A 19,621-nucleotide genomic window follows, 5' to 3' on the forward strand; every position below is an offset into this window, starting at 1 on the left:
ACTATAGGGTTTTATTTATTTAATTTTTTCAATTCTTGTTTTACAATTTCGTAATCATCAAAATCAATTCTTTCTCCATTAATTTCTTGATACGTTTCATGTCCTTTTCCTGCGATAAGTATAATATCATCTTTATCGGCCAACTGACAAGCTGTTTTAATTGCTTGTTTTCTATCTGTAATTGATAATGTTTTTTTATAATCTAAAGGCTCTACTCCTTTTTCTATATCTTCAATAATCTGTCCTGGATTCTCGGTCCTGGGATTATCACTGGTAAAAATTGCTTTGTTACTTAGCTTAGCTGCAATATTACCCATCACAGGCCGCTTCATTTTATCCCTATCACCACCACAACCAACAACCGTAATAAGGTTTTCGTTGTTTGTTCGAATATCGTTTATAGTTTCTAAGACATTTTTAAGAGCATCTGGTGTATGGGCATAATCTACTATTGCTGTAATCTTTGTTTCTGAAATAAGATACTGAAACCTGCCACTCACACTCTGCAAATCACTTAACAACTGAAGGGTTTCTAATGTCTCTAACCCTAGTAATTCTGCGGTCCCAAAAATTGCTAATAAATTATAGGCATTAAAACTCCCTATCAATTTCACCCATACTTCGTGATCATTAATCCTTAATAACAATCCTTCAAGACTACTTTCTAAAATTTGACCACGATAATCTGCGTAAGATTTTAACGCATAATCATATTTCTTTGCTTTTGTATTCTGAAGCATGAAAACTCCATTCTTATCATCTTTATTAACTAAAGCGAATGCTTTTTTAGGTAGTTCATCAAAAAATAACTTCTTTACATCTCGATACTCCTTGAATGTATTATGATAATCAAGATGGTCATGAGATAAATTGGTAAAAATACCTCCTTCGAACACCAATCCCTTGGTCCTTTTTTGATGAATCCCATGTGAACTTACCTCCATAAAACAATACTCTACCCCCTTGTCATTCATTTCTTTGAGATATGAATTAATAGTTAATGAATCTGGTGTAGTATGTGTTGTTTTATACTCTTTATCATCTACCAAAATCTTAACGGTAGACAACAAACCTACTTTAAACCCTGCTTTCTTAAAAAGCTGATACAACAAGGTAGCTATCGTAGTTTTTCCGTTCGTTCCCGTTACCCCAACAAGTTTTAGATTTTCTGAGGGAGAATCATAATAATTGGATGCCATTACCGCTAATGCTGATTGCGCATCGACTACAGTTACATAGGTTACTCCTTCTACTTTTATATCTGGCATTGTTTCGCAAATAATAGCGACAGCACCCTGATCAATAGCTTTTGATATAAAGTTATGCCCGTCAGAAGCCAATCCTTTTATCGCCACAAACAAATCATCAGAGACAACCTTCCTTGAATCAAATTGAATCGCATTGATCCCAATCATTGTATTACCAACCACTGCATCTATAGCTACTTTATACAAGATATCTTTTAGCTCTTTCACGATAATTCTAATCTTATTGTTTGATCTATCTTTACTTTGGTTCCTGGTGCTACAGATTGTTTCGCCACGACACCAGAACCTATTAACTCTACCTTAAGGCCCATGTTCTCTAAAAGAGAGATAACATCCATTGCTGGCATACCTGTAACATTGGGCATAATCGTTTTATACTTCTGAGCATTTTGATAGTATTTATTATAACTATCAAGAACCTGCTTATTATCATTTACAGCGTAAGAAACCTCATCTATAACTGGTATGTCATTATATATTTTGGTAGCAACTGTTTTGAAAACCGGTGCCGCAACCGTATTTCCATAATATCCTTTTTCCTTATTTGGCTTATGAATAACTACAATACAAGAATAGATGGGTTTATCTGCAGGAAAGTATCCTGCAAAAGAAGATATATACTCGCGTTCCTTATCTTTTCCGTAATTACCCCAGCATGTACCTGTCTTACCAGCAATCCCGAAATTATCTGTATGTATATTATCTGCTGTTCCTCTTTTTACAACATTTTTCATCATCTCTTGTACAACTTTTGCAGTGTTTTTAGAGCAAATAGTAGGATTTAGAATTTCTTTATCAAATCGTTCTCTAGTCTTATCCCAAGTTTTTACTTCTTTGATAAATCTGGGTTTTACCATTTCACCATCATTGGCAATTGCATTATAAAAAGCAAGAGTCTGCAAAGGAGTAATAGAAACTCCATATCCGTGAGCCATCCATGGCAACGTAGTACCATACCAATCATCATCTCCAGGGTATGGTATTTTAGGAACTCCCTCTCCTTTAATCGCCAAACCTAATGGCTCTCCTAACCCCATATTAATAAGTCGATCCACGAATTTTCTAGGATGATCCTTATATTTTTCGTCTATAATTTTAGCAAAAGCAGTATTAGAAGATAATTCAAAAGCCTTTGCTGCAGAAATTTTACCATATCCTCCCCACCTGGAATCTTTTACAATTCTATCATAAAATTTCACACGTCCATTTTCGGTATCTACAATATAACTTGAATCAATCGCTCTATCTTCTAAAGCTGCAACCATTGTCATCAATTTAAACGTAGAACCCGGTTCATGAGATTCGCCTACTGCATAATTAAGCTTCTCGTAGTATTTGCCTGATTTTGTACGTCCAAGATTAGAAATTGCTTTTATCTCTCCTGTTTTCGTTTCCATAACCACAATGGTTCCATGTTCTGCTTCAAATTTCTCTAACTGAGCTAATAAGGCGTGGTGCGTAATATCCTGAATATTCACATCGATAGTCGAAACCACATCATACCCATCTTGAGGCTCTACTTCGTTGGCATCACCTATTGGTTTCCATTGATTTTTAGCAATTTTTTGTTTCTTACGCTTCCCATCTTTCCCTCTCAAAAAAGCTCCATAAGCTCCCTCTAAACCTACTCGAGTATAATACCCCTGATCATCTCTTCTTTCATACCCAACAGTACGTTCTGCAATTTTACCAATAGGATGCTCTCTTACTGTACGTTGCTCTACAATCAGCCCTCCTCGATTTGCTCCGAACTCAAATAAAGGAAACTGCTTCACCCTCATATACTGAGAATATCCCAAATTTCTACGAAGTAATAAATACCTATTCTTATTTGCTCTTGCAGTTCTTATAATCTTATCATAATAAGAAACCGGTTTTCCGAATTCTTTGGATAATGCCTCACAAAGAGGCTTAATGTATTTTCTAAAATCTTTGTCGGTAACGGTAAGTGCATCAAATCGTATATCATACTTAGGAACAGAAGTTGCTAACAAATTTCCTTTACTATCATATAAATTCCCTCTATTCGCCGGAATATCAAAAGTTTTAAAAACCCGCTCCTGTGCTTTTGCCCGATACATATCGCCCTCTACAAACTGTATATTCACGAGTTTTACCAATACAACAACTGCAAAAACAAACATACATGCTGCTATAAAGTACAACCGGTTTAATATGTTTTTTTCTTTTATTGCCAAACTGCTTAATTTTTTACAATTATTTTTCTCGGAGGTGTTGCTGGTCTCTTCAGCCCTTTTTGGGTCATCTTTTTTATTATTGAAGATTCCATTTTTAACCTCATTAATTCTGTTTTACCATCTACAAATTGTGTTCTTAACTCTCTTACTTCATTATTCAATCTTGCAATATCATGCACCTTTTTCTCTGCATTATGAGAACTTGCAATCATAATAATTGCCAAAAAAGATAGAAACAACAACATTCGCCAATTCTTCATTGCATCATCAGCAATTAGGAACTCTCCTTTTAGTATGTCATAAATCCTCTGTTTCATTGTACACTACACTACTATCTTTAGTATATCAAATTATAGTTTCTGAGCTACTCTTAATTTTGCACTCCTTGCCCTATTATTCCTTTTTATTTCTTCATCATCAGGAACAATCAAACCATTTACTTTTTTGAATGGCACCGATATATTACCATACATATCTTTTTCGGGTTCCCCCTCAAACAACCCACTTCGTATAAATCGTTTTACCAAACGATCTTCTAAAGAATGATAGGATATGAAACTAATTCTCCCTCCTACATCCAACAAATCTGATGTTTGTAACAAAAACTCTTTAAGAACCTCTATCTCTTGATTTACCTCAATACGAATTGCCTGATAAATCTGAGCTAATATTTTATGCTCTCGATGTTTTGGCAAAAATGCACTTAACACATCTTTTAATTCAACACTTGTTTTAAGTGGCTCATCCTTTCTTGCTCCTACAATTGCTCTTGCCAGCTTAGGAGCATTTCGCAACTCTCCATACTGCAAAAACATCTTTCTTAAATCAGACTCATCATATTCGTTAATCACATGATACGCTGATATTTTTTTACTCTGATCCATCCTCATATCCAGATCTGCTTCAAACCGTGTAGAAAACCCTCTGTCAGCAACATCAAACTGGTGTGAAGAAACTCCAAAATCCCCGAGAATACCATCAACTTTCTTGACTCCATAAAATCTTAGAAACCGTTTAATGAATCTAAAGTTTTCATTGATCAATGTAAACCTTGAATCATCCAAAGCATTACTCAATGCATCTTTATCCTGATCAAAGGCGAACAATTTACCTTCTGGCCCTAATCGTTTTAATATCTCTCTAGAATGTCCCCCTCCCCCAAAGGTCACATCAACATATATCCCATTTTTTTTAATCGCTAATCCATCAACTGTTTCATTAAGCAAAACAGGATTATGATACTCCATCTGTTCCATCTATATTCTTTTTTACGATCAATCGCGGCACTACTACGACATCTATCTACAAACATTTATCACTTAACATGATTTTCTGTTGCATCAATTTTCTGAATTCATCTCATCATCAAAACCCATTACCTCTTCTGCCAAATCCGCAAAATCATCAGCCACATCATCAATTGCTTTTTCATACTGGTCCTTATCCCAAATTTCTATGATATTTACCGCTGATGACAGCACCAAATCCTTAGTTATTCCCGCAAAACCAATAAGATCTTTCGCAATCAAAAGACGACCTGCAGAATCAACTTCTACAACTTTGACTCCTGCAGTAAACCTCCTGATAAAGTCATTGTTTTTCTTTTTGAAACGATTGAGCTTATTCAATTTTTGCATTAACAAATTCCACTCTGCCATAGGATACAGCTCAAGACATGTTTGAAAAACTGATCTTTTTAACACAAATCCATCTTGCAATACAGACGACAATTGCTTCTTAAAAGCAACAGGCATCATAAGACGCCCTTTTGCATCTGCCTTACATTCGTATGTGCCGATCAGATTTACCACTTTCTTTCCTTAAACGTTTAATTAGTCAAATATATTGAAAATATCTCCACCTTTTACCACAATTTACCACATTGTTAATAAGTTATCTCCTATATTAAGCACTTAGTCTCTACAAAAAATTCAAAATTTTGGATATCAAGACTCTACGGGAAGGCATGTAAATTCTTGACTTCTACCGATTCATAAGACAATTAATAGACGTCAAAAAAAAATATGAAAAATCATTCTGTAGTATTAATAAAAAATCTCGAAACTAATTATGAAAATGCTATATTTGCTTTTAATTCTTGTATTAAAACATTAATGAATCACGAATTAAAAAAAGACGGAAAATTCAGTTATCTAGAGTTAGGAGAAGGCACGCCTATTATAATTTTACATGGCTTAATGGGGGGCTTGAGTAACTTCGAAGGTGTTGGCTCCTATTTTCCAAAGCATGGATACAAAGTTTTAATTCCTGAACTTCCGGTATACACATTACCCTTAATAAAAACTAAAGTTAGCACCTATGCAGGATTCCTAAAAGACTTTATTGACCATATGGGATATGGTAACAAAGAAGTTATTCTCTTAGGCAATTCTCTCGGTGGTCATATTGCACTTTTATGCACAAAAATGTTTCCTGAAAAAGTAAAAGCTCTTGTAATAACAGGAAGCTCTGGACTATATGAAAGTGCCATGGGAGAAAGCTATCCAAAACGAGGAGATTATGACTATATAAAAGCCAAAGCTGAAAACGTATTTTACGATCCTGAGATAGCTACCAAAGAAATTGTAGATGAAGTTTATGAAACGGTTAATGACCGAAATAAATTAATTCGAACTCTTGCTATTGCCAAAAGTGCTATTCGGCATAATATGGCAAAAGACCTTCCAAAAATGACAACTCCTACATGCATTATTTGGGGAAAGAATGATACAGTTACTCCGCCAGAAGTGGCTGATGACTTTAACAGACTATTACCTGATTCTGATCTATACTGGATAGACAAATGTGGTCATGCAGCGATGATGGAGCACCCTGTAGAGTTTAATCGATTATTTCACAACTGGTTGCAAGAACGCAACTTCTAATTATATATGCTATGAAGATTAGCAGCGCTGAATTTGTAATGAGTAACAGCGATGTTGCCAAATGCCCTAAAGACAAACTACCTGAATATGCTTTTATAGGACGGTCAAATGTTGGTAAATCATCCTTAATCAACATGTTAACCGATAGGAAAAGTCTTGCCAAAACATCCGGAAGACCCGGAAAAACACAATTAATCAATCATTTTATTATTAACAAAAATTGGTTTTTGGTGGATTTACCTGGTTATGGTTATGCAAGAGTATCAAAGTCCTCTAAAAAAGTGTTTCAAAAGTTTATCACTTCATACTTTTCAAAAAGAATTCAACTAGTAAGTGCCTTCGTCCTTATTGATTGCCGACATGAACCACAAAAAATAGATCTTGAATTCATGCAATGGCTCGGTGAAAATGAAATTCCGTTTTCTATTATTTTCACAAAAGCTGACAAACTTACCAAGACCAAACTACCTATTCAAATTGAGAATTACATCAAAGAAATGCTTAACTACTGGGAAGAAATGCCTACTTATTTTGTCACATCTTCTTCTTCTGGTTTAGGAAAAGAAGAGGTACTCTCTTATATATCTGACATCAATACTCAACTAAAAAAATCTTAGATTTTACAGCTCATAAAATCAATATTAGTTATCCACACAATACATCCCATCAAAATCTTTACTGCAAAAATTTGATTGCACATTGTATGCAAAAATATTTTACAATCATTAGTTTAGACGACTAACCCCTAGTACATATAAAAACTTATTGGATCATTTTTGTTTTAGCTCTAATTTCTCTGCAAAGTAATCACAAAAATCTTTCATCGTAGCCGACATTTTATCATCCTGAGTTGCACGATAGAATGTATCACTCATAGCCACTAATGTCTGATGAAAAAACACTTTCATTTCATCGACAGGCATATCCTTTGTCCATAAATCAATTCGAAGACTCTCTTTACTTTTACTGTCCCAAACCGACAAAAGCAATGCTTTAGTTTCTTCATTTTCTACTCCTCCGTCTTTTGCTGTCCATTTTAGCTTCTCAGGAATTCGATTTTCATCTAACTCTATATCAATTTTGATTTCTGATTTATGCTCAATTGCCATATTATCGCTTTGGTTTATATTTTGATCTGTTAAAAATAGTTTCGGCATCTGCCAAAAGTAATTGGTGCAAAGATACATCGTTATTTTGCATATACGAAGTTACAATTTGCAAGCCTATAAACTGACCTACTCTATCTGGTGCTTCTTGATCTATTTTCTCTAGATAAAATTTAGAAAAAGGAGCTGGATACAAAAATCTCGACAATAGCTCGCTATCCGTACTATACAGTAATTGTTTCTCTACAAAAAACCTCCATATCTCTTCTTCATTAGCCTCGAGCCAATTATATTGCTCTTCGGTATATCCCATTTTTTGAGCATTATTATACGTAGGTAAGAACAAATTTTTGAGATACAACTCTTTTCCAAAAGACACAAGGTTTCCTAAAAATGTCCTATCACGAATAGGCCCCACCTTATTTTTTGCATACATTGATGCAACATCGGGTAATATTTGATCTTTCTCAAAATTCTGTCTTATATATTTTTGTATACTTTCATAAAAATGATGATCCTTTCCTAAGTACGTGTCTAATGCTATAATAAGCAAGCCTTTAGAAAGCACAACTTTGTTTCTATAATCTACATCATTGGTAATCGTAATAACTCTAGGCTCTTTGATCTCAGGAAAATAATACTTGATATGCTGAAAAAGAGTATGTAACTCGTCTTCTTCTTTAGAGAAATCAGAAAAAACTTTTCTAACCTCACTATTTACCTCTTGTTGTATAGTATCTCTTGATCTCTTGATCCAAATACTATCAGGATATTTTGCTGAAAATAAAAATGGAAAATCATTTTTTAGCGTTGCTAATTTTTGAGGTGTTACTTCTGCGAATAATTGATCAAATCTTTCTACCTCAACATTTATATCGATTTGGGAAATTTCTTTTTCTATCGCACTTTTACTTGAGCAGGAGGACAATATCCAAAAAACAACTAAAAATTTTAAAAACTTACTCATATTCATAATCAAATTATAATATCTCTCTAAATAACTTCTATTATTCTAGAACGCCATCTTTTTTTATTAATTTTATAATCGCAAAGATACTATATCAAAGTTCGAATCAAGAAATATATGAGAGACAAGCTTTTTTAACCGAAATAGCAAACTTATTATAAATAACATTTTCATAATTTCACTTTTTAGAACTAAAAATTAAACTAAATCATAACACATGCATACAGAAAAAGTAATTGATCATATCGTCAACTGGTTAACTAATTATGCTAATAGCGCTAACATTAAAGGATTCGTTGTTGGAGTCAGCGGAGGCATTGACAGTGCCGTCACCTCTTCTTTGTGTGCAAAAACGGGTTTAAAAACGATTTGTGTAGAAATGCCAATTCACCAAGCAGAAAGTCAAGTAAATAGAGCACAAGAACATATTGCACAACTAAAAAAGAGATTTCCTAATGTTTCTGAAGAAAGAGTCGATCTTACTCCAGTTTTTGAGGAACTAAAATCAGCTGTTCCTAAAGTAGAAAAAAGTGCTCAACTTGATCTTTCTCTAGCTAACACTAGAGCTCGACTAAGAATGTCTACACTATACTACTTTGCCGGATTACACAAATACTTAGTAGCAGGTACCGGAAATAAAGTTGAAGATTTTGGCGTTGGTTTCTATACAAAATATGGTGATGGCGGGGTAGACTTAAGCCCTATAGCTGATTTAGTTAAAAGCCAGGTATATGCTTTAGGAAAAGAGCTTAAAGTGCCAAATTCTATCCAAATTGCCGCTCCAACAGATGGCTTATTTGGAGACAGTAGAAGCGATGAAGATCAAATCGGAGCAAGTTATGATGAGCTAGAATGGGCAATGAAAATGAAAGATGAAGGTAAAAATAAAGATGATTTTGAAGGAAGAAAACGAGAGGTCTTTGAAATTTTTATACGATTAAATACGGTAAATCAACATAAAATGATGCCAATTCCTGTCTGTAATATACCCGTTGATCTAATATAATAAACATTTTGTCGATAAATTAACAAAAATAAGTTCATGCGAATTAGTTCTTAGTAATTTTACAAAATAAAAGTTACCCCTAGCCTAACGAAAAAATGTTAAACCCAAAAATTAATCAAACTAACATTAACAATTGTAAAAAAGAATGACAACCGTATTAATAGCTGATCATCATCCAATTACTAGGAAGGGGATTGTTTCTTTATTTCGCAACTCAGAAGATTATGAGATTATTAGCAAAGTAAGTAACGGAAACGAAATGTATGATGTATTAAAAGCAAACACTCCTGATGTACTCATCATGGAACTAGACTTACCTCAGATAAATGGAATTATGGCGTTGAGAACAATTAAAAAAGAGTTTACTGGTATAAAGGTAATTATCTTTAGTTCTCATCCAGAGGAGATGTATGCCCTGAGTGCTATCAAGGCTGGAGCTTCTGCTTACTTATCCAAAACTGTACCAACAAAAACACTAAAAAGAGCGATAGAACGAGTAGCAAGAGGAGGCATATATTTAAATGACAATCTAACACAGCAACTGGCTAGCGGAAACGCTAATGAAAATAACATGGTTGTAAAATATAAAAAACTTTCTTCTAGAGAAATAGAAGTACTTAATTTACTATCCTCAGGAAAACGAAACAAGGATATAGCTACAACGCTATCTATTAATGAAAAAACAGTTAGCACCTACAAAACTAGATTGCTAAAAAAACTAAAAGTAGATAATCTTGCAGATCTTATTCATCAATCCAGATTGTTACACATTAGCTAAATTAAACGACTCTGTTTAGTTTATTTGACAGTATTTTCCTCAGAGATAAATAATCAACAATATCTTGCATGATTTCTTGATTATCGACAGTATTATGAGCTTTCATTTCTTGTGAAAGCTCTTCTACTTTCTGCTTAATTAAAAACCGTCTCAAATTCAAAATAATATCGCTTACATATTGCGCTATTGTATATTCTTTCTTCTTAACATGAATCTCCATATCAACCCATCTATGCAATTCATACCGCTCATCATTCATTAAAATAGCTGTTATTTCTGCGGCAATTTCAGGTGGTATTTTATTAATAAAGTTTTCGACCTTAAACTCTTCGTTCTGATGTAATTCTTCAATCAAAATAGCATAGATACTTTTAAAACCATCATTTGCAAACTCTATCTCATCATCCTGAAGATCAAGGTATATTTTTTCGAATACTTTTGAAGTATGTGTTTCTGGCTCTAACACTAATTCTCCATCTTCATTCTCCTTTAAAACTAAATCTTCAAATTCTTCTTCTCTTTTTCCGTAAAGAAGTAATGCTTCAATAATCTTGAGTTCTAGCTCATATTGCTCATTAACTTTTGGAGATTTTTTTTCTGTTTTTACAACCTCTAATGATTTCTGTTCCTGTTTCTGTTGTTTTTTTTGGTCTTTTAACTCGACATTGAGTATTTGAGCTAATGTATTAAACAAAACATCTTCAGAAATATCCATAATCCTAGAACACTCCTGAATATAGATTTCTCGCTTAATAACATCAGGAATTTTAGAAATACTCACCACCATATCTCGCACCAACTCTGCCTTCTTAATAGGATCATCCTTAGACTGTTGCTGTAACAAAGAAGCTTTAAAGCTTATAAAATCCTGAACATTATTTTCTAAATATTCCTTTAGCTCTTCTAATGTATTTTGCTTCGCAAAACTATCCGGATCTTCTCCTTCTGGAAAGCTACACACTTTAACATTCATTCCTTGTTCGAGGATCAAATCTATACCTCGGATAGATGCCCTCATCCCTGCTGCATCACTATCAAACAAAACCGTAATATTCTTAGTAAGTCTACTAATAAGTCTTATCTGATCTGCGGTTAATGCCGTTCCCGAAGATGAAACCACATTGGTCACTCCTGTTTGGTTAAACTGTATAACATCTGTATAGCCTTCTACCAAATAACAATTATCTTCTTTGGCAATAGACTGTTTTGCATGATAAATCCCATAAAGCACTTTACTTTTATGATAGATATCACTTTCTGGAGAATTTAGATATTTCGCCGCTTTCTTATCATTTGTCAGAATTCGTCCTCCGAAACCCAATACTCGGCCAGACATAGATTGAATAGGAAACAAAACTCTTCCTTTAAAACGATCAAATTGTTTTTCTTCCTTTACAATGGTAAGACCTGTTTTACTGAGGTACTCTAACTTATAACCTTTTCTAATTGCCTCAGAGGTAAAAGCATCCCAAGTATCTGGAGAATACCCTAATCCGAATTTTTTAATCGTCTCTTCGGTAAACCCTCTCTCTTTAAAATAAGTCAACCCTATCGCCTTACCCTGCTCTGTTTTATGTAAAGAATTCTGAAAAAAAGTATTTGCAAACTCACTAACCAAATACATACTCTCCCGCTCATCTGCCTCCTGTTTTTGTTCGTCAGTCTGTTCTGTTTCTTCTACTTCTATATTATACTTTTTTGCTAAATACTTTATAGCCTCAGGATATGTAAAGTGCTCATGCTCCATAAGAAAAGCAACAACATTCCCACCTTTTCCACTAGAAAAATCTTTCCATATTTGTTTTACAGGGGACACCATAAATGAAGGAGTACGCTCATCACTAAAAGGGCTGAGTCCTTTAAAATTACTCCCTGCTTTTTTTAACTGCACAAAATCCCCTATAACCTCTTCTAATCTAGCGGTTTCGAATACGGCATCTATAGTTGACTTATGAATCATGAGGTTGTATATACTTTATAAAGCAACAAAAATAGCATAATTGCAGGAGACACAACATAATCACTATTGAATAAAAAAAGAGACTGCCTTATAAAAGACAGTCTCGATACTATTATTATTTTTTTTTAAGGTTTACACCTAATTACTGTTCGATAACAAACTTTCTTGTTACAACAGTCTCTTCTGCAGAAATTCTAGTAAAATAAGTTCCTACCGCTAATTCGCTAACATTTATTGTTTGCTTATTTTCATCTCCTTGAATAGTTCGCACTAATTGCCCATACATTGAATAAATTTCAACACTTTGAATTGGTGTTTTACCCGCAGATATATTCAACACTCCTTTCACAGGCATTGGCGACAATACAAATCTTTTGTCTGATGTATTTAAATCTGTCAATTCATAGGTATCTATACGAACACTTGTAACATTAATACAAAATTCGGTTTCCTCAGAACTATCAAAATCTCCTCCGGTAACTATAGTGCCATCGGTACTTGATAATGTATAAGAACCAATACCATAGCTACAGCATATCCCATCACCATATGAATCAAAAAGTGTAAATACATAACTACCAGAAGTCAAGCCACTAATAGTTTCTGTTACCGTAGATCCATCGGGATTCGAACTTGAGTAACTTGCAGAAGCTACTGTAGTTCCTCCATCATTAGTAATTGTCCAAGAGGTTTCTTCTGGGTAGTTATCTAGTGTAATACTCAATGTCAAATCTCCTGCAGGTTCACAATCTTCTGAAGGACCATCACTTGTTGTAAACGCAACATCATCAATAGCTGCATCTGCTTGCCAAGTACTTGAAGTTACTCTATTAAATCTTAATTGTAGCCCACTACCTATATAATCTGCTAAATCAATAGTAGCTAATTGCCAAGAATTTCCTTGATTACCACTTAAACTCCAGATACTTGTCCATGTTATTCCTTCATCATTACTTGCTTCAACATCTAGCGATCCAAAGTTAGATGATCCATACATGTGATAGCTAAATGTAAAAAAGGCAGTCGTTACATCATTAAGGTCCAAACAAGGAGAAGTAAGAATCGCTTGTTTATTTGGATATCCTGTACCATTTCCTGATGCTTCAACATATATATAAGTGGATCCTGCAGCAGCATTAGAAGGTCCTGTATTATTTGATGGTGTTCCGTTAGAATCTCTAGACCAATCCAAATCGTCTCCCGAATTCTGAGTCCATAAACCAAATGAGCTTTCAAAACTTTCTGTATACGGAGCTAGTTCTCCTCCTATACATCCTGGTCCGGTTGTACTTTCTTCTGTTGTTATCGTTACAGAAGAACTTGCTCCTGATAGATTTCCTGAAGCATCCTTTGCTACTACATAAAAAGAATATTCAGTAAGAGGAGCTAATCCATTAACAGTATAAGTTGTACCTGTAGAAGTTGCTACGTTAACTCCATCTTGATATATATCATAACCTACAACTCCTATATTATCGGCAGATGCATTCCATGACAGTGTAGTTTGCCTTGCAGTTGTTCCTGAAGCCGATAAACCTGTTGGTGTAGTCGGAGCTTCCTCATCGATGACATCTGGTTCTATTCTAAACGCTACCACATGACTTTTTCTTGTATTAGACGTCCCTTGCATATACTCACTGATGTGCCAAAAAGTTGTGTCATCTAATGGATCTATAGTCATCTGACCATAGTCACCATATCGCCCATCACTTCTTGTATTTTGTTGATCTCCATTAGCAGAAACTTGTTCTATTGCCGTCATTGTTCCCAAAGGGTCGTTAGCTAATCTTCCTGTATATCTTAAAGATGTATACACACTTGAGCTCACAACGGTGTAGGCTAATCCTATGTTTCCTGCAGCATCTTGTGCAATACTTCCGCAGAAAGCACTAAGACCATCTGGTTGCACATATGTTCCTTCTTGATAAACAGTCCAAGGTTGCCCATCTGCTGTTTGTCTTAATTCATACCAACGAATCCCAGCTAAACTATCTGCTCCTGTAAGATCCACTACAAAATTCATTACTACAGAATTATGCGTTCCAAAACGTCTATAATTAGTCATATACATCATGGTTGCCTGTAAAGCATCGATATCCGGACCTGACCCTGGTTCATCAAGGTTTTGAAATGATCCGCCATCAAAAACACTATCAAACGGAGATGTTATTAATTCTTGAGGACTAGAAATCGTAGAGTTAGAAGGTGTTGTCCAGTCTACACTTGTTGTCCATATCTTAAGATGATCTTGACTAATACCTGACCAACTATCATCTTGCAAATACACAATTGAACAACCCGTACCTACCGGAGGTAATGTAGTTCCTGTAACATTAAACCCTCCTGGGCTATAAAATCCGTTGTTCTCTATAGCTGGAAGTGGAAAACCAATCAATTGTGCATCTGGATTACCTACAAGCATCTCATCTCTTTCTACCACGAATACAACATCGTTAGCAGAAGGATCATTCTGATCTTTATTAGCTGTTACATAATACCCATCGCTCCATATTGAAAGTTTTTCGTAATCCGGAAATGAAGATGTATTAAAACGATATGTATACCATCCATCATTAACAGGATCTGGTCCCTGTCCTACAGCGATCAAAAATCCATTTGGCGTATTACTAAACTCCATGATAATAAATCTGTCTGCAAAATTATCATATACAACAATTGGATCCCCAAGTGTCTCACCAGGAAATATAGTCCCTAATGAAGCCTCAGATATTAGCGGATTACCTGATCGGTCAAGAATACCAAATCCAGAGTTGAAAGCGTATACATAATGGTTTGGTCCTATAGCCCCAGTTGCATCATTAAGCACATTACCTGCATGCGCACCAAAAGAGGCTACGGGAGCAGTGGTTGCCATTTTTACAGCGTTCTTTTGCTGTATCATCAAAGGATCTGATTCTCCTGTAGCAGGAAGACCTTTTCCTGGCACCATTTTGTTACTACCCCTACGCTTTGGCGGAGCAACATGCTCATGGCTTTTTGCAGATATAATATTTTTCATTTGAGAAAGTGCAGGAATATCTCTTTTATAAGCAGCTTTCCCAACAGAGCTGGCCTTCATAGAACCCCCTGTTTGCGCAACTAGCCCAAAGCTGCAAAATAAAAATAATGTAAAGTAAATGAATTGTGTTTTCATATTAGTGAAATTAAGTTAATTGTTCTGTTTTGCATACACTGAGGTATGACGAAGAGTAACTACGAATTTCTTCTAGAAAAGTACGTGATTAATAGTAATCTCTGAAAGGAATTATTTCTAACTTGACAGCGATAAATATAGAATATTTCAGGAATAAACAAAACTAAAAAAATGTTATAATACACTAGCTAACAAGGTCTTACGTTAAAACCGTACTTAGTTAACGGTTTATGTATAGATTTTTATATATTTAACATTTTTATTTTAACATGTTTTTTATTTAACAAAAACTGCATAAGAGACAAAATCAAAATCTAAGTAATTGATTCTAATTTTCATACCTCTGTTCTCTTTAGAATAGTTGTCGAATTTTAAAAAAAAATTAGTCCTGAATATGCATTAAAACCAGTAATTGTTAAAGTTTTTATAAAAAACATGTTTAGAAAAACTTAACACCTTTTCTTAAAAAAAATAACCCAACATACAAGTATGTTAGGCTAATAAATCTTGACTTTCTAAAAAAAGCTCATTTTAAAAAGGTTTACTGAAAAAAAATTAAAAATCTTAGAAAACAATAAAATCGTTTTAGTTTGTAAATTACAAATCAAAGCGAACTCCTAGCGATATATTATTTTGTTCTATCTCGGCATTTTTAAATATTGGAGACATATCATATTTAGCGTAAAGCGAGGTATCACCAAAACCAATATATGCACTTAAGCCATATATCAAATCACTACTATTGTAGCTCCGCTTGATTTTATCTTTAACTTTTTCTCCATCTACTGTATATTTTAGTTTTTGTCGTGTGCTAATATTTGCCCCTAGATACCCTCCAAAACCAAGTTTAAAATGATCCGAGGTATGGTAACGAATACTTTTTTCTGTTTTTTCTAATTTTGACCCTCCTAATTCTAAATGTATTGGAACAACCAAATTATCCATCCTAAATTTGGACTTTTCTAACTCTATCTCAAAATCTTCTAAAACAGTTTCATTATCATTCTCTACAAAATATCTATTATCTGTTGGTTTTAGTCCATTAGAAGTATATGAAATACCATACTTAAGCCTTAGTACATTCGTATTCTTAAACACTCTGGTTTTCCAAACCCAACCAAGTTCAAAAAACCTACTACCTGCAATTTTATAATCAGAGTTGTCTAATGATTGCCCATCTACAATAGCATTGTTGAGTCCGACTGCAAAAAGTAAATTCGACCTAGTTCGTATGTCATACTTTATCTCTTTTTCTTTCGTTTCGGTAAAACTTATATTAAACTGAACACGTTTATCTTCATCATTTTTCACAACTTCTCCTATCCATATTCCTGAATTTCTTGTTGAACCATTCTCCCAACCGTTGCGCTCTACAAGAGCAATTTTATTATCAATAATTGCTATTTTATTTTCTATATTAAGCGCATGTTTTTTGGCAATTTCTTCTTTTAACCTTTGTGCTTCTTCTTGAGTAATTTCGTCATTTATCAATCGATCATTAATCTTCTCTACTTCTTTCTTAAGTGCATTTTTTTCAGCTTCTACAATTTGCTCTTTTTGTTGGTTTAATTGCTCTATACCATTCGCTTTGTCTTCTTCTTGAGCAGTTACTATTTGCGTAAGGAGTGACATAGCCACAACTGTGGCAATACATACTAGTGTCTTCATGTTCTTTGATTTTTTTGCGGTTATAACCCTCCTCCTCTACTAGGAGGAAGATTAAAAACCTGATTTGATTGATGAATGTTATTGATTATTTCTCGTTACAACAGCAGTTCTCACTTTCTGAAAACCAGACTTAAGAGCTTCAAAAACTTTTTGTTTAAAAGTTTCACTGAGTTCATCTTCTACCCCTTGTAGAAGAGCAGTTGCATCTATTGTAGTAGATTTCATTAATTTCTTTGTAGTGATTTCTCGTTGTGCCTCTAATAATAATCGACTTATTTCTTCTTCTGTAACACCTCCTTCTTTATCTTCAATTTCTTTTATCTGGGCTGCCATTTCCTTTAATTTATTTTCTATCAATGTCGAATCTACTACAGATAGTTCATGAGCTATAGCATTTAATGAGTCACCTTTTATTGGCAATGGCGAGTAAAAATTACTAGTCACTGTTTTCTTTTGCTCTTCTGTTGAAATAACCGCTGTAATACCTTTCTTTTTTATAGATGATATATTCTCTTTCTGCGAAAAAGACGATAAACTGTTTGGCAATGATTTTTTACTCTCTATTTCAACTAACTCTGTGCGACTATGAGGTGTTAATAGTGTGTCGCTTCTTAATTTTTCTATAACTGGCACGTTTTTATTCTCTATAACCTCCCTGCTACTATCCACAATTTTTGGAGCTCCTTTATCTACAACAGAATTTTCATTTATCTTAATTGATGTAAAGATTATGAGACCTGCAAAAATTGCAGCAATACCATATTGCCAATTTTTTTTTAACCTCTTTTGTTTATGTTTAGTTTTGGTGAGAGCTGTTTCTAATCGGTCCCAAGAGTTATCTGATGGCTCTATAACTCTTTCCTCTAACTGCTCTTTTATCCTTTCTTCAAATTTTAATGGTGCCATGATTACTTTTGTTTTGTAAATTCAACTTCTGCTGAAGCATTTTTCTTGCTTTAAAAAGCTGTGTTTTTGATGTGCTTTCTGAAATTCCTAATGTTTTTGCAATCTCACCATGTTTGTACCCTTCTATAGCATACAATACAAACACTGTTCTATATCCCACAGGTAATCCATCTATTAATTCTTGAATTTGGTTAACTTCTAATTCAACATTAATATTATTCCAGGATTCTTCAGAATAATTCATTATTTCTTCGGTAAAAAGGACTTGTTTTTCTTTTCTCAAAAAAGAAATAGATTCATTAATCATTATTCTACGTATCCATCCTTCAAAACTTCCTTCGAATTTAAATTTTGAAAGATTCGTAAAAACTTTTAAAAACCCTGTAAGCATCACTTCTTCTGCATAATGCACATCCTTAATATACCTTCTGCATACACCTAACATTTTTGGTGAATAACGTGTATATAACTGACGCTGTGCATCACGATGCTCCTTAATAGCTTTCTTGATGAGTTGATTTTCACTTTTATACAACTGAATAACTTTCAAAATTCGAAAAATCGATTAATTTAATTAGACCCTCTATCTACATAGACGCGTATCAAAACTAAATGGTTGTCTGGAAAGCGAAAAAAAATACGATATTTTCTGTTTTATCAATAAAACATTGATTCACAGTACACAATAAAACGTAAGAGGTATTTATTTTTTGCGATCAATTACATAATTCACCATAAGCTCTAAAGAAGATTTATAATTCGAGTCTGCATATTCTGAAAGAATAGATAGTGCATCATCCTTAAATCTGTGCATTATTGTTACAGCATATTCTAATCCACCACTTTCTTTTACAAAATCGATAACTTCCTTAACTCTCTTTTTATCTTTGTTATGATTTTTTACAGAATTAATAAGCCATTTCTTTTTGCCCTTAGAACAGTTGTTTAGGGTATAAATTAATGGAAGCGTCATTTTTTGTTCTTTGATATCAATGCCCGTAGGCTTGCCAATTGCCTGATTTCCATAATCAAACAAATCATCCTTAATTTGAAAAGCCATCCCAATAAGTTCTCCAAACTTTCTCATCTTAAGAACATCTTCTGTTTCTGGCATCACCGAGCACGCTCCGAGACTGCAACAAGCGGCTATCAATGTTGCTGTTTTCTGTCTAATAATCTCGTAATACACCTCCTCAGTAATATCTAGGCTTCTTGCTTTTTCGATTTGTAACAGCTCTCCTTCACTCATTTCTCTAACAGCAACGGATATAATTTTAAGGAGATCAAAATCCTCATTATCTATGGACAGAAGTAGCCCTTTAGACAACAAATAGTCTCCCACCAAAACCGCAATTTTATTTTTCCAAAGAGCATTTATTGAAAAGAAGCCGCGTCTTTGATTTGAATCATCGACTACATCATCATGTACTAAAGTTGCGGTATGAATTAATTCTATTACAGAAGCTCCTCTATAGGTACGATTGTTTACCTGACCACCAGAAACCATTTTAGCAACTAGAAAAACAAACATAGGCCTCATTTGTTTCCCTTTTCTATTAACAATATAATGTGTAATTCTATTGAGCAAAGCTACCTTAGAAGACATCGACTCTGAAAACTTTTGTTCAAAAAGTTCCATCTCATCGATAATCGGTAATTTTATTTGCTCTACAACTTTCAATATGTCGTACTTGATTCTTTGTCCTTATCTTTTTACGAAGATAC

17 protein-coding genes are annotated in these 19,621 nt (G+C 34.0%); 4 read left to right on the top strand and 13 right to left on the bottom strand.

The window, feature by feature from the left end:
* Positions 1-11: 11 nt before the first annotated feature.
* The 5 genes from DZ60_RS0105510 to mraZ all read right to left on the bottom strand — a co-directional run bounded on the left by DZ60_RS0105510 (position 12) and on the right by mraZ (position 5,277).
* Positions 12-1,475: a UDP-N-acetylmuramoyl-L-alanyl-D-glutamate--2,6-diaminopimelate ligase gene (locus DZ60_RS0105510; RefSeq protein WP_025741092.1), complete on the bottom strand. Its 1,464-nt coding sequence runs from the start codon at positions 1,473-1,475 to the stop codon at positions 12-14.
* Positions 1,472-3,466, bottom strand: coding sequence for a penicillin-binding protein (locus tag DZ60_RS0105515; protein ID WP_025741093.1), 1,995 nt, complete (start codon positions 3,464-3,466; stop codon positions 1,472-1,474). Before DZ60_RS0105515 ends, DZ60_RS0105510 begins: the two co-directional genes overlap by 4 nt.
* 5 nt (positions 3,467-3,471) lie before the next feature.
* On the bottom strand, positions 3,472-3,783 hold the full coding sequence (locus tag DZ60_RS0105520) for an FtsL-like putative cell division protein (protein ID WP_025741094.1): 312 nt from the start codon (positions 3,781-3,783) through the stop codon (positions 3,472-3,474).
* Between the two features lie 33 nt (positions 3,784-3,816).
* Entirely contained in the window at positions 3,817-4,713 is an 897-nt protein-coding gene (rsmH, locus tag DZ60_RS0105525) for a 16S rRNA (cytosine(1402)-N(4))-methyltransferase RsmH (RefSeq protein WP_025741095.1), read from the bottom strand.
* Positions 4,714-4,806: 93 nt separating this feature from the next.
* Positions 4,807-5,277, bottom strand: coding sequence for a division/cell wall cluster transcriptional repressor MraZ (gene mraZ / locus DZ60_RS0105530; protein WP_025741096.1), 471 nt, complete (start codon positions 5,275-5,277; stop codon positions 4,807-4,809).
* A 303-nt stretch (positions 5,278-5,580) separates the two neighbouring features.
* Here mraZ and DZ60_RS0105535 point away from each other — a divergent pair, with 303 nt between their 5' ends.
* Positions 5,581-6,351, top strand: a complete 771-nt coding sequence (locus DZ60_RS0105535; RefSeq protein WP_025741097.1) for an alpha/beta fold hydrolase — start codon at positions 5,581-5,583, stop codon at positions 6,349-6,351.
* Between the two features lie 11 nt (positions 6,352-6,362).
* Positions 6,363-6,968, top strand: coding sequence for a ribosome biogenesis GTP-binding protein YihA/YsxC (gene yihA, locus DZ60_RS0105540; protein WP_025741098.1), 606 nt, complete (start codon positions 6,363-6,365; stop codon positions 6,966-6,968).
* Between the two features lie 153 nt (positions 6,969-7,121).
* Here yihA and gldC read toward each other — a convergent pair whose 3' ends face one another.
* Both gldC and gldB read right to left on the bottom strand, forming a co-directional pair.
* Entirely contained in the window at positions 7,122-7,460 is a 339-nt protein-coding gene (gene gldC / locus DZ60_RS0105545; RefSeq protein ID WP_025741099.1) for a gliding motility protein GldC, read from the bottom strand.
* Position 7,461: 1 nt separating this feature from the next.
* Entirely contained in the window at positions 7,462-8,424 is a 963-nt protein-coding gene (gldB, locus tag DZ60_RS0105550) for a gliding motility lipoprotein GldB (RefSeq protein ID WP_025741100.1), read from the bottom strand.
* A 217-nt stretch (positions 8,425-8,641) separates the two neighbouring features.
* Between gldB and nadE the strand changes: the two genes are divergently transcribed.
* Positions 8,642-9,430: an NAD(+) synthase gene (nadE, locus tag DZ60_RS0105555; RefSeq protein WP_025741101.1), complete on the top strand. Its 789-nt coding sequence runs from the start codon at positions 8,642-8,644 to the stop codon at positions 9,428-9,430.
* 145 nt (positions 9,431-9,575) lie between these two features.
* Positions 9,576-10,208 carry a response regulator gene (locus DZ60_RS0105560; protein WP_025741102.1) on the top strand — a complete coding sequence of 211 codons (633 nt, stop codon included), beginning with the start codon at positions 9,576-9,578 and terminating at the stop codon, positions 10,206-10,208.
* Between the two features lies 1 nt (position 10,209).
* Here the strand turns inward: DZ60_RS0105560 and dnaG are convergent, their stop codons facing one another.
* The 6 genes from dnaG to DZ60_RS0105590 all read right to left on the bottom strand — a co-directional run bounded on the left by dnaG (position 10,210) and on the right by DZ60_RS0105590 (position 19,577).
* Positions 10,210-12,168, bottom strand: coding sequence for a DNA primase (gene dnaG / locus DZ60_RS0105565; RefSeq protein WP_025741103.1), 1,959 nt, complete (start codon positions 12,166-12,168; stop codon positions 10,210-10,212).
* Positions 12,169-12,310: 142 nt separating this feature from the next.
* Entirely contained in the window at positions 12,311-15,247 is a 2,937-nt protein-coding gene (locus DZ60_RS0105570; protein WP_206538651.1) for a T9SS type A sorting domain-containing protein, read from the bottom strand.
* A 672-nt stretch (positions 15,248-15,919) separates the two neighbouring features.
* A complete protein-coding gene (locus DZ60_RS0105575) occupies positions 15,920-16,990 on the bottom strand; it encodes a coiled-coil domain-containing protein (RefSeq protein WP_025741105.1) in 1,071 nt (356 codons plus the stop codon).
* A gap of 78 nt (positions 16,991-17,068) precedes the next feature.
* A complete protein-coding gene (locus DZ60_RS0105580; protein WP_025741106.1) occupies positions 17,069-17,896 on the bottom strand; it encodes a hypothetical protein in 828 nt (275 codons plus the stop codon).
* A complete protein-coding gene (locus DZ60_RS0105585; RefSeq protein WP_025741107.1) occupies positions 17,877-18,446 on the bottom strand; it encodes an RNA polymerase sigma factor in 570 nt (189 codons plus the stop codon). Before DZ60_RS0105585 ends, DZ60_RS0105580 begins: the two co-directional genes overlap by 20 nt.
* 153 nt (positions 18,447-18,599) lie before the next feature.
* Positions 18,600-19,577 (bottom strand): polyprenyl synthetase family protein, encoded by a 978-nt coding sequence (locus tag DZ60_RS0105590; RefSeq protein ID WP_025741108.1) that lies wholly within the window; start codon positions 19,575-19,577, stop codon positions 18,600-18,602.
* Positions 19,578-19,621: the final 44 nt, after the last annotated feature.

This window comes from Aquimarina pacifica, from assembly GCF_000520955.1.
Classification (GTDB): domain Bacteria; phylum Bacteroidota; class Bacteroidia; order Flavobacteriales; family Flavobacteriaceae; genus Aquimarina; species Aquimarina pacifica.

What these genes read in the sequence shown, in the direction of transcription:
- rsmH (WP_025741095.1), bottom strand. Translation starts at nt 4,713, where the DNA reads ATGGAGTATCATAATCCTGTTTTGCTTAATGAAACAGTTGATGGATTA.
- DZ60_RS0105575 (WP_025741105.1), bottom strand. Translation starts at nt 16,990, where the DNA reads ATGAAGACACTAGTATGTATTGCCACAGTTGTGGCTATGTCACTCCTT.
- DZ60_RS0105520 (WP_025741094.1), bottom strand. Translation starts at nt 3,783, where the DNA reads ATGAAACAGAGGATTTATGACATACTAAAAGGAGAGTTCCTAATTGCT.
- DZ60_RS0105580 (WP_025741106.1), bottom strand. Translation starts at nt 17,896, where the DNA reads ATGGCACCATTAAAATTTGAAGAAAGGATAAAAGAGCAGTTAGAGGAA.
- gldB (WP_025741100.1), bottom strand. Translation starts at nt 8,424, where the DNA reads ATGAGTAAGTTTTTAAAATTTTTAGTTGTTTTTTGGATATTGTCCTCC.
- yihA (WP_025741098.1), top strand. Translation starts at nt 6,363, where the DNA reads ATGAAGATTAGCAGCGCTGAATTTGTAATGAGTAACAGCGATGTTGCC.
- nadE (WP_025741101.1), top strand. Translation starts at nt 8,642, where the DNA reads ATGCATACAGAAAAAGTAATTGATCATATCGTCAACTGGTTAACTAAT.
- gldC (WP_025741099.1), bottom strand. Translation starts at nt 7,460, where the DNA reads ATGGCAATTGAGCATAAATCAGAAATCAAAATTGATATAGAGTTAGAT.
- dnaG (WP_025741103.1), bottom strand. Translation starts at nt 12,168, where the DNA reads ATGATTCATAAGTCAACTATAGATGCCGTATTCGAAACCGCTAGATTA.
- DZ60_RS0105570 (WP_206538651.1), bottom strand. Translation starts at nt 15,247, where the DNA reads ATGAAGGCCAGCTCTGTTGGGAAAGCTGCTTATAAAAGAGATATTCCT.
- DZ60_RS0105560 (WP_025741102.1), top strand. Translation starts at nt 9,576, where the DNA reads ATGACAACCGTATTAATAGCTGATCATCATCCAATTACTAGGAAGGGG.
- DZ60_RS0105535 (WP_025741097.1), top strand. Translation starts at nt 5,581, where the DNA reads ATGAATCACGAATTAAAAAAAGACGGAAAATTCAGTTATCTAGAGTTA.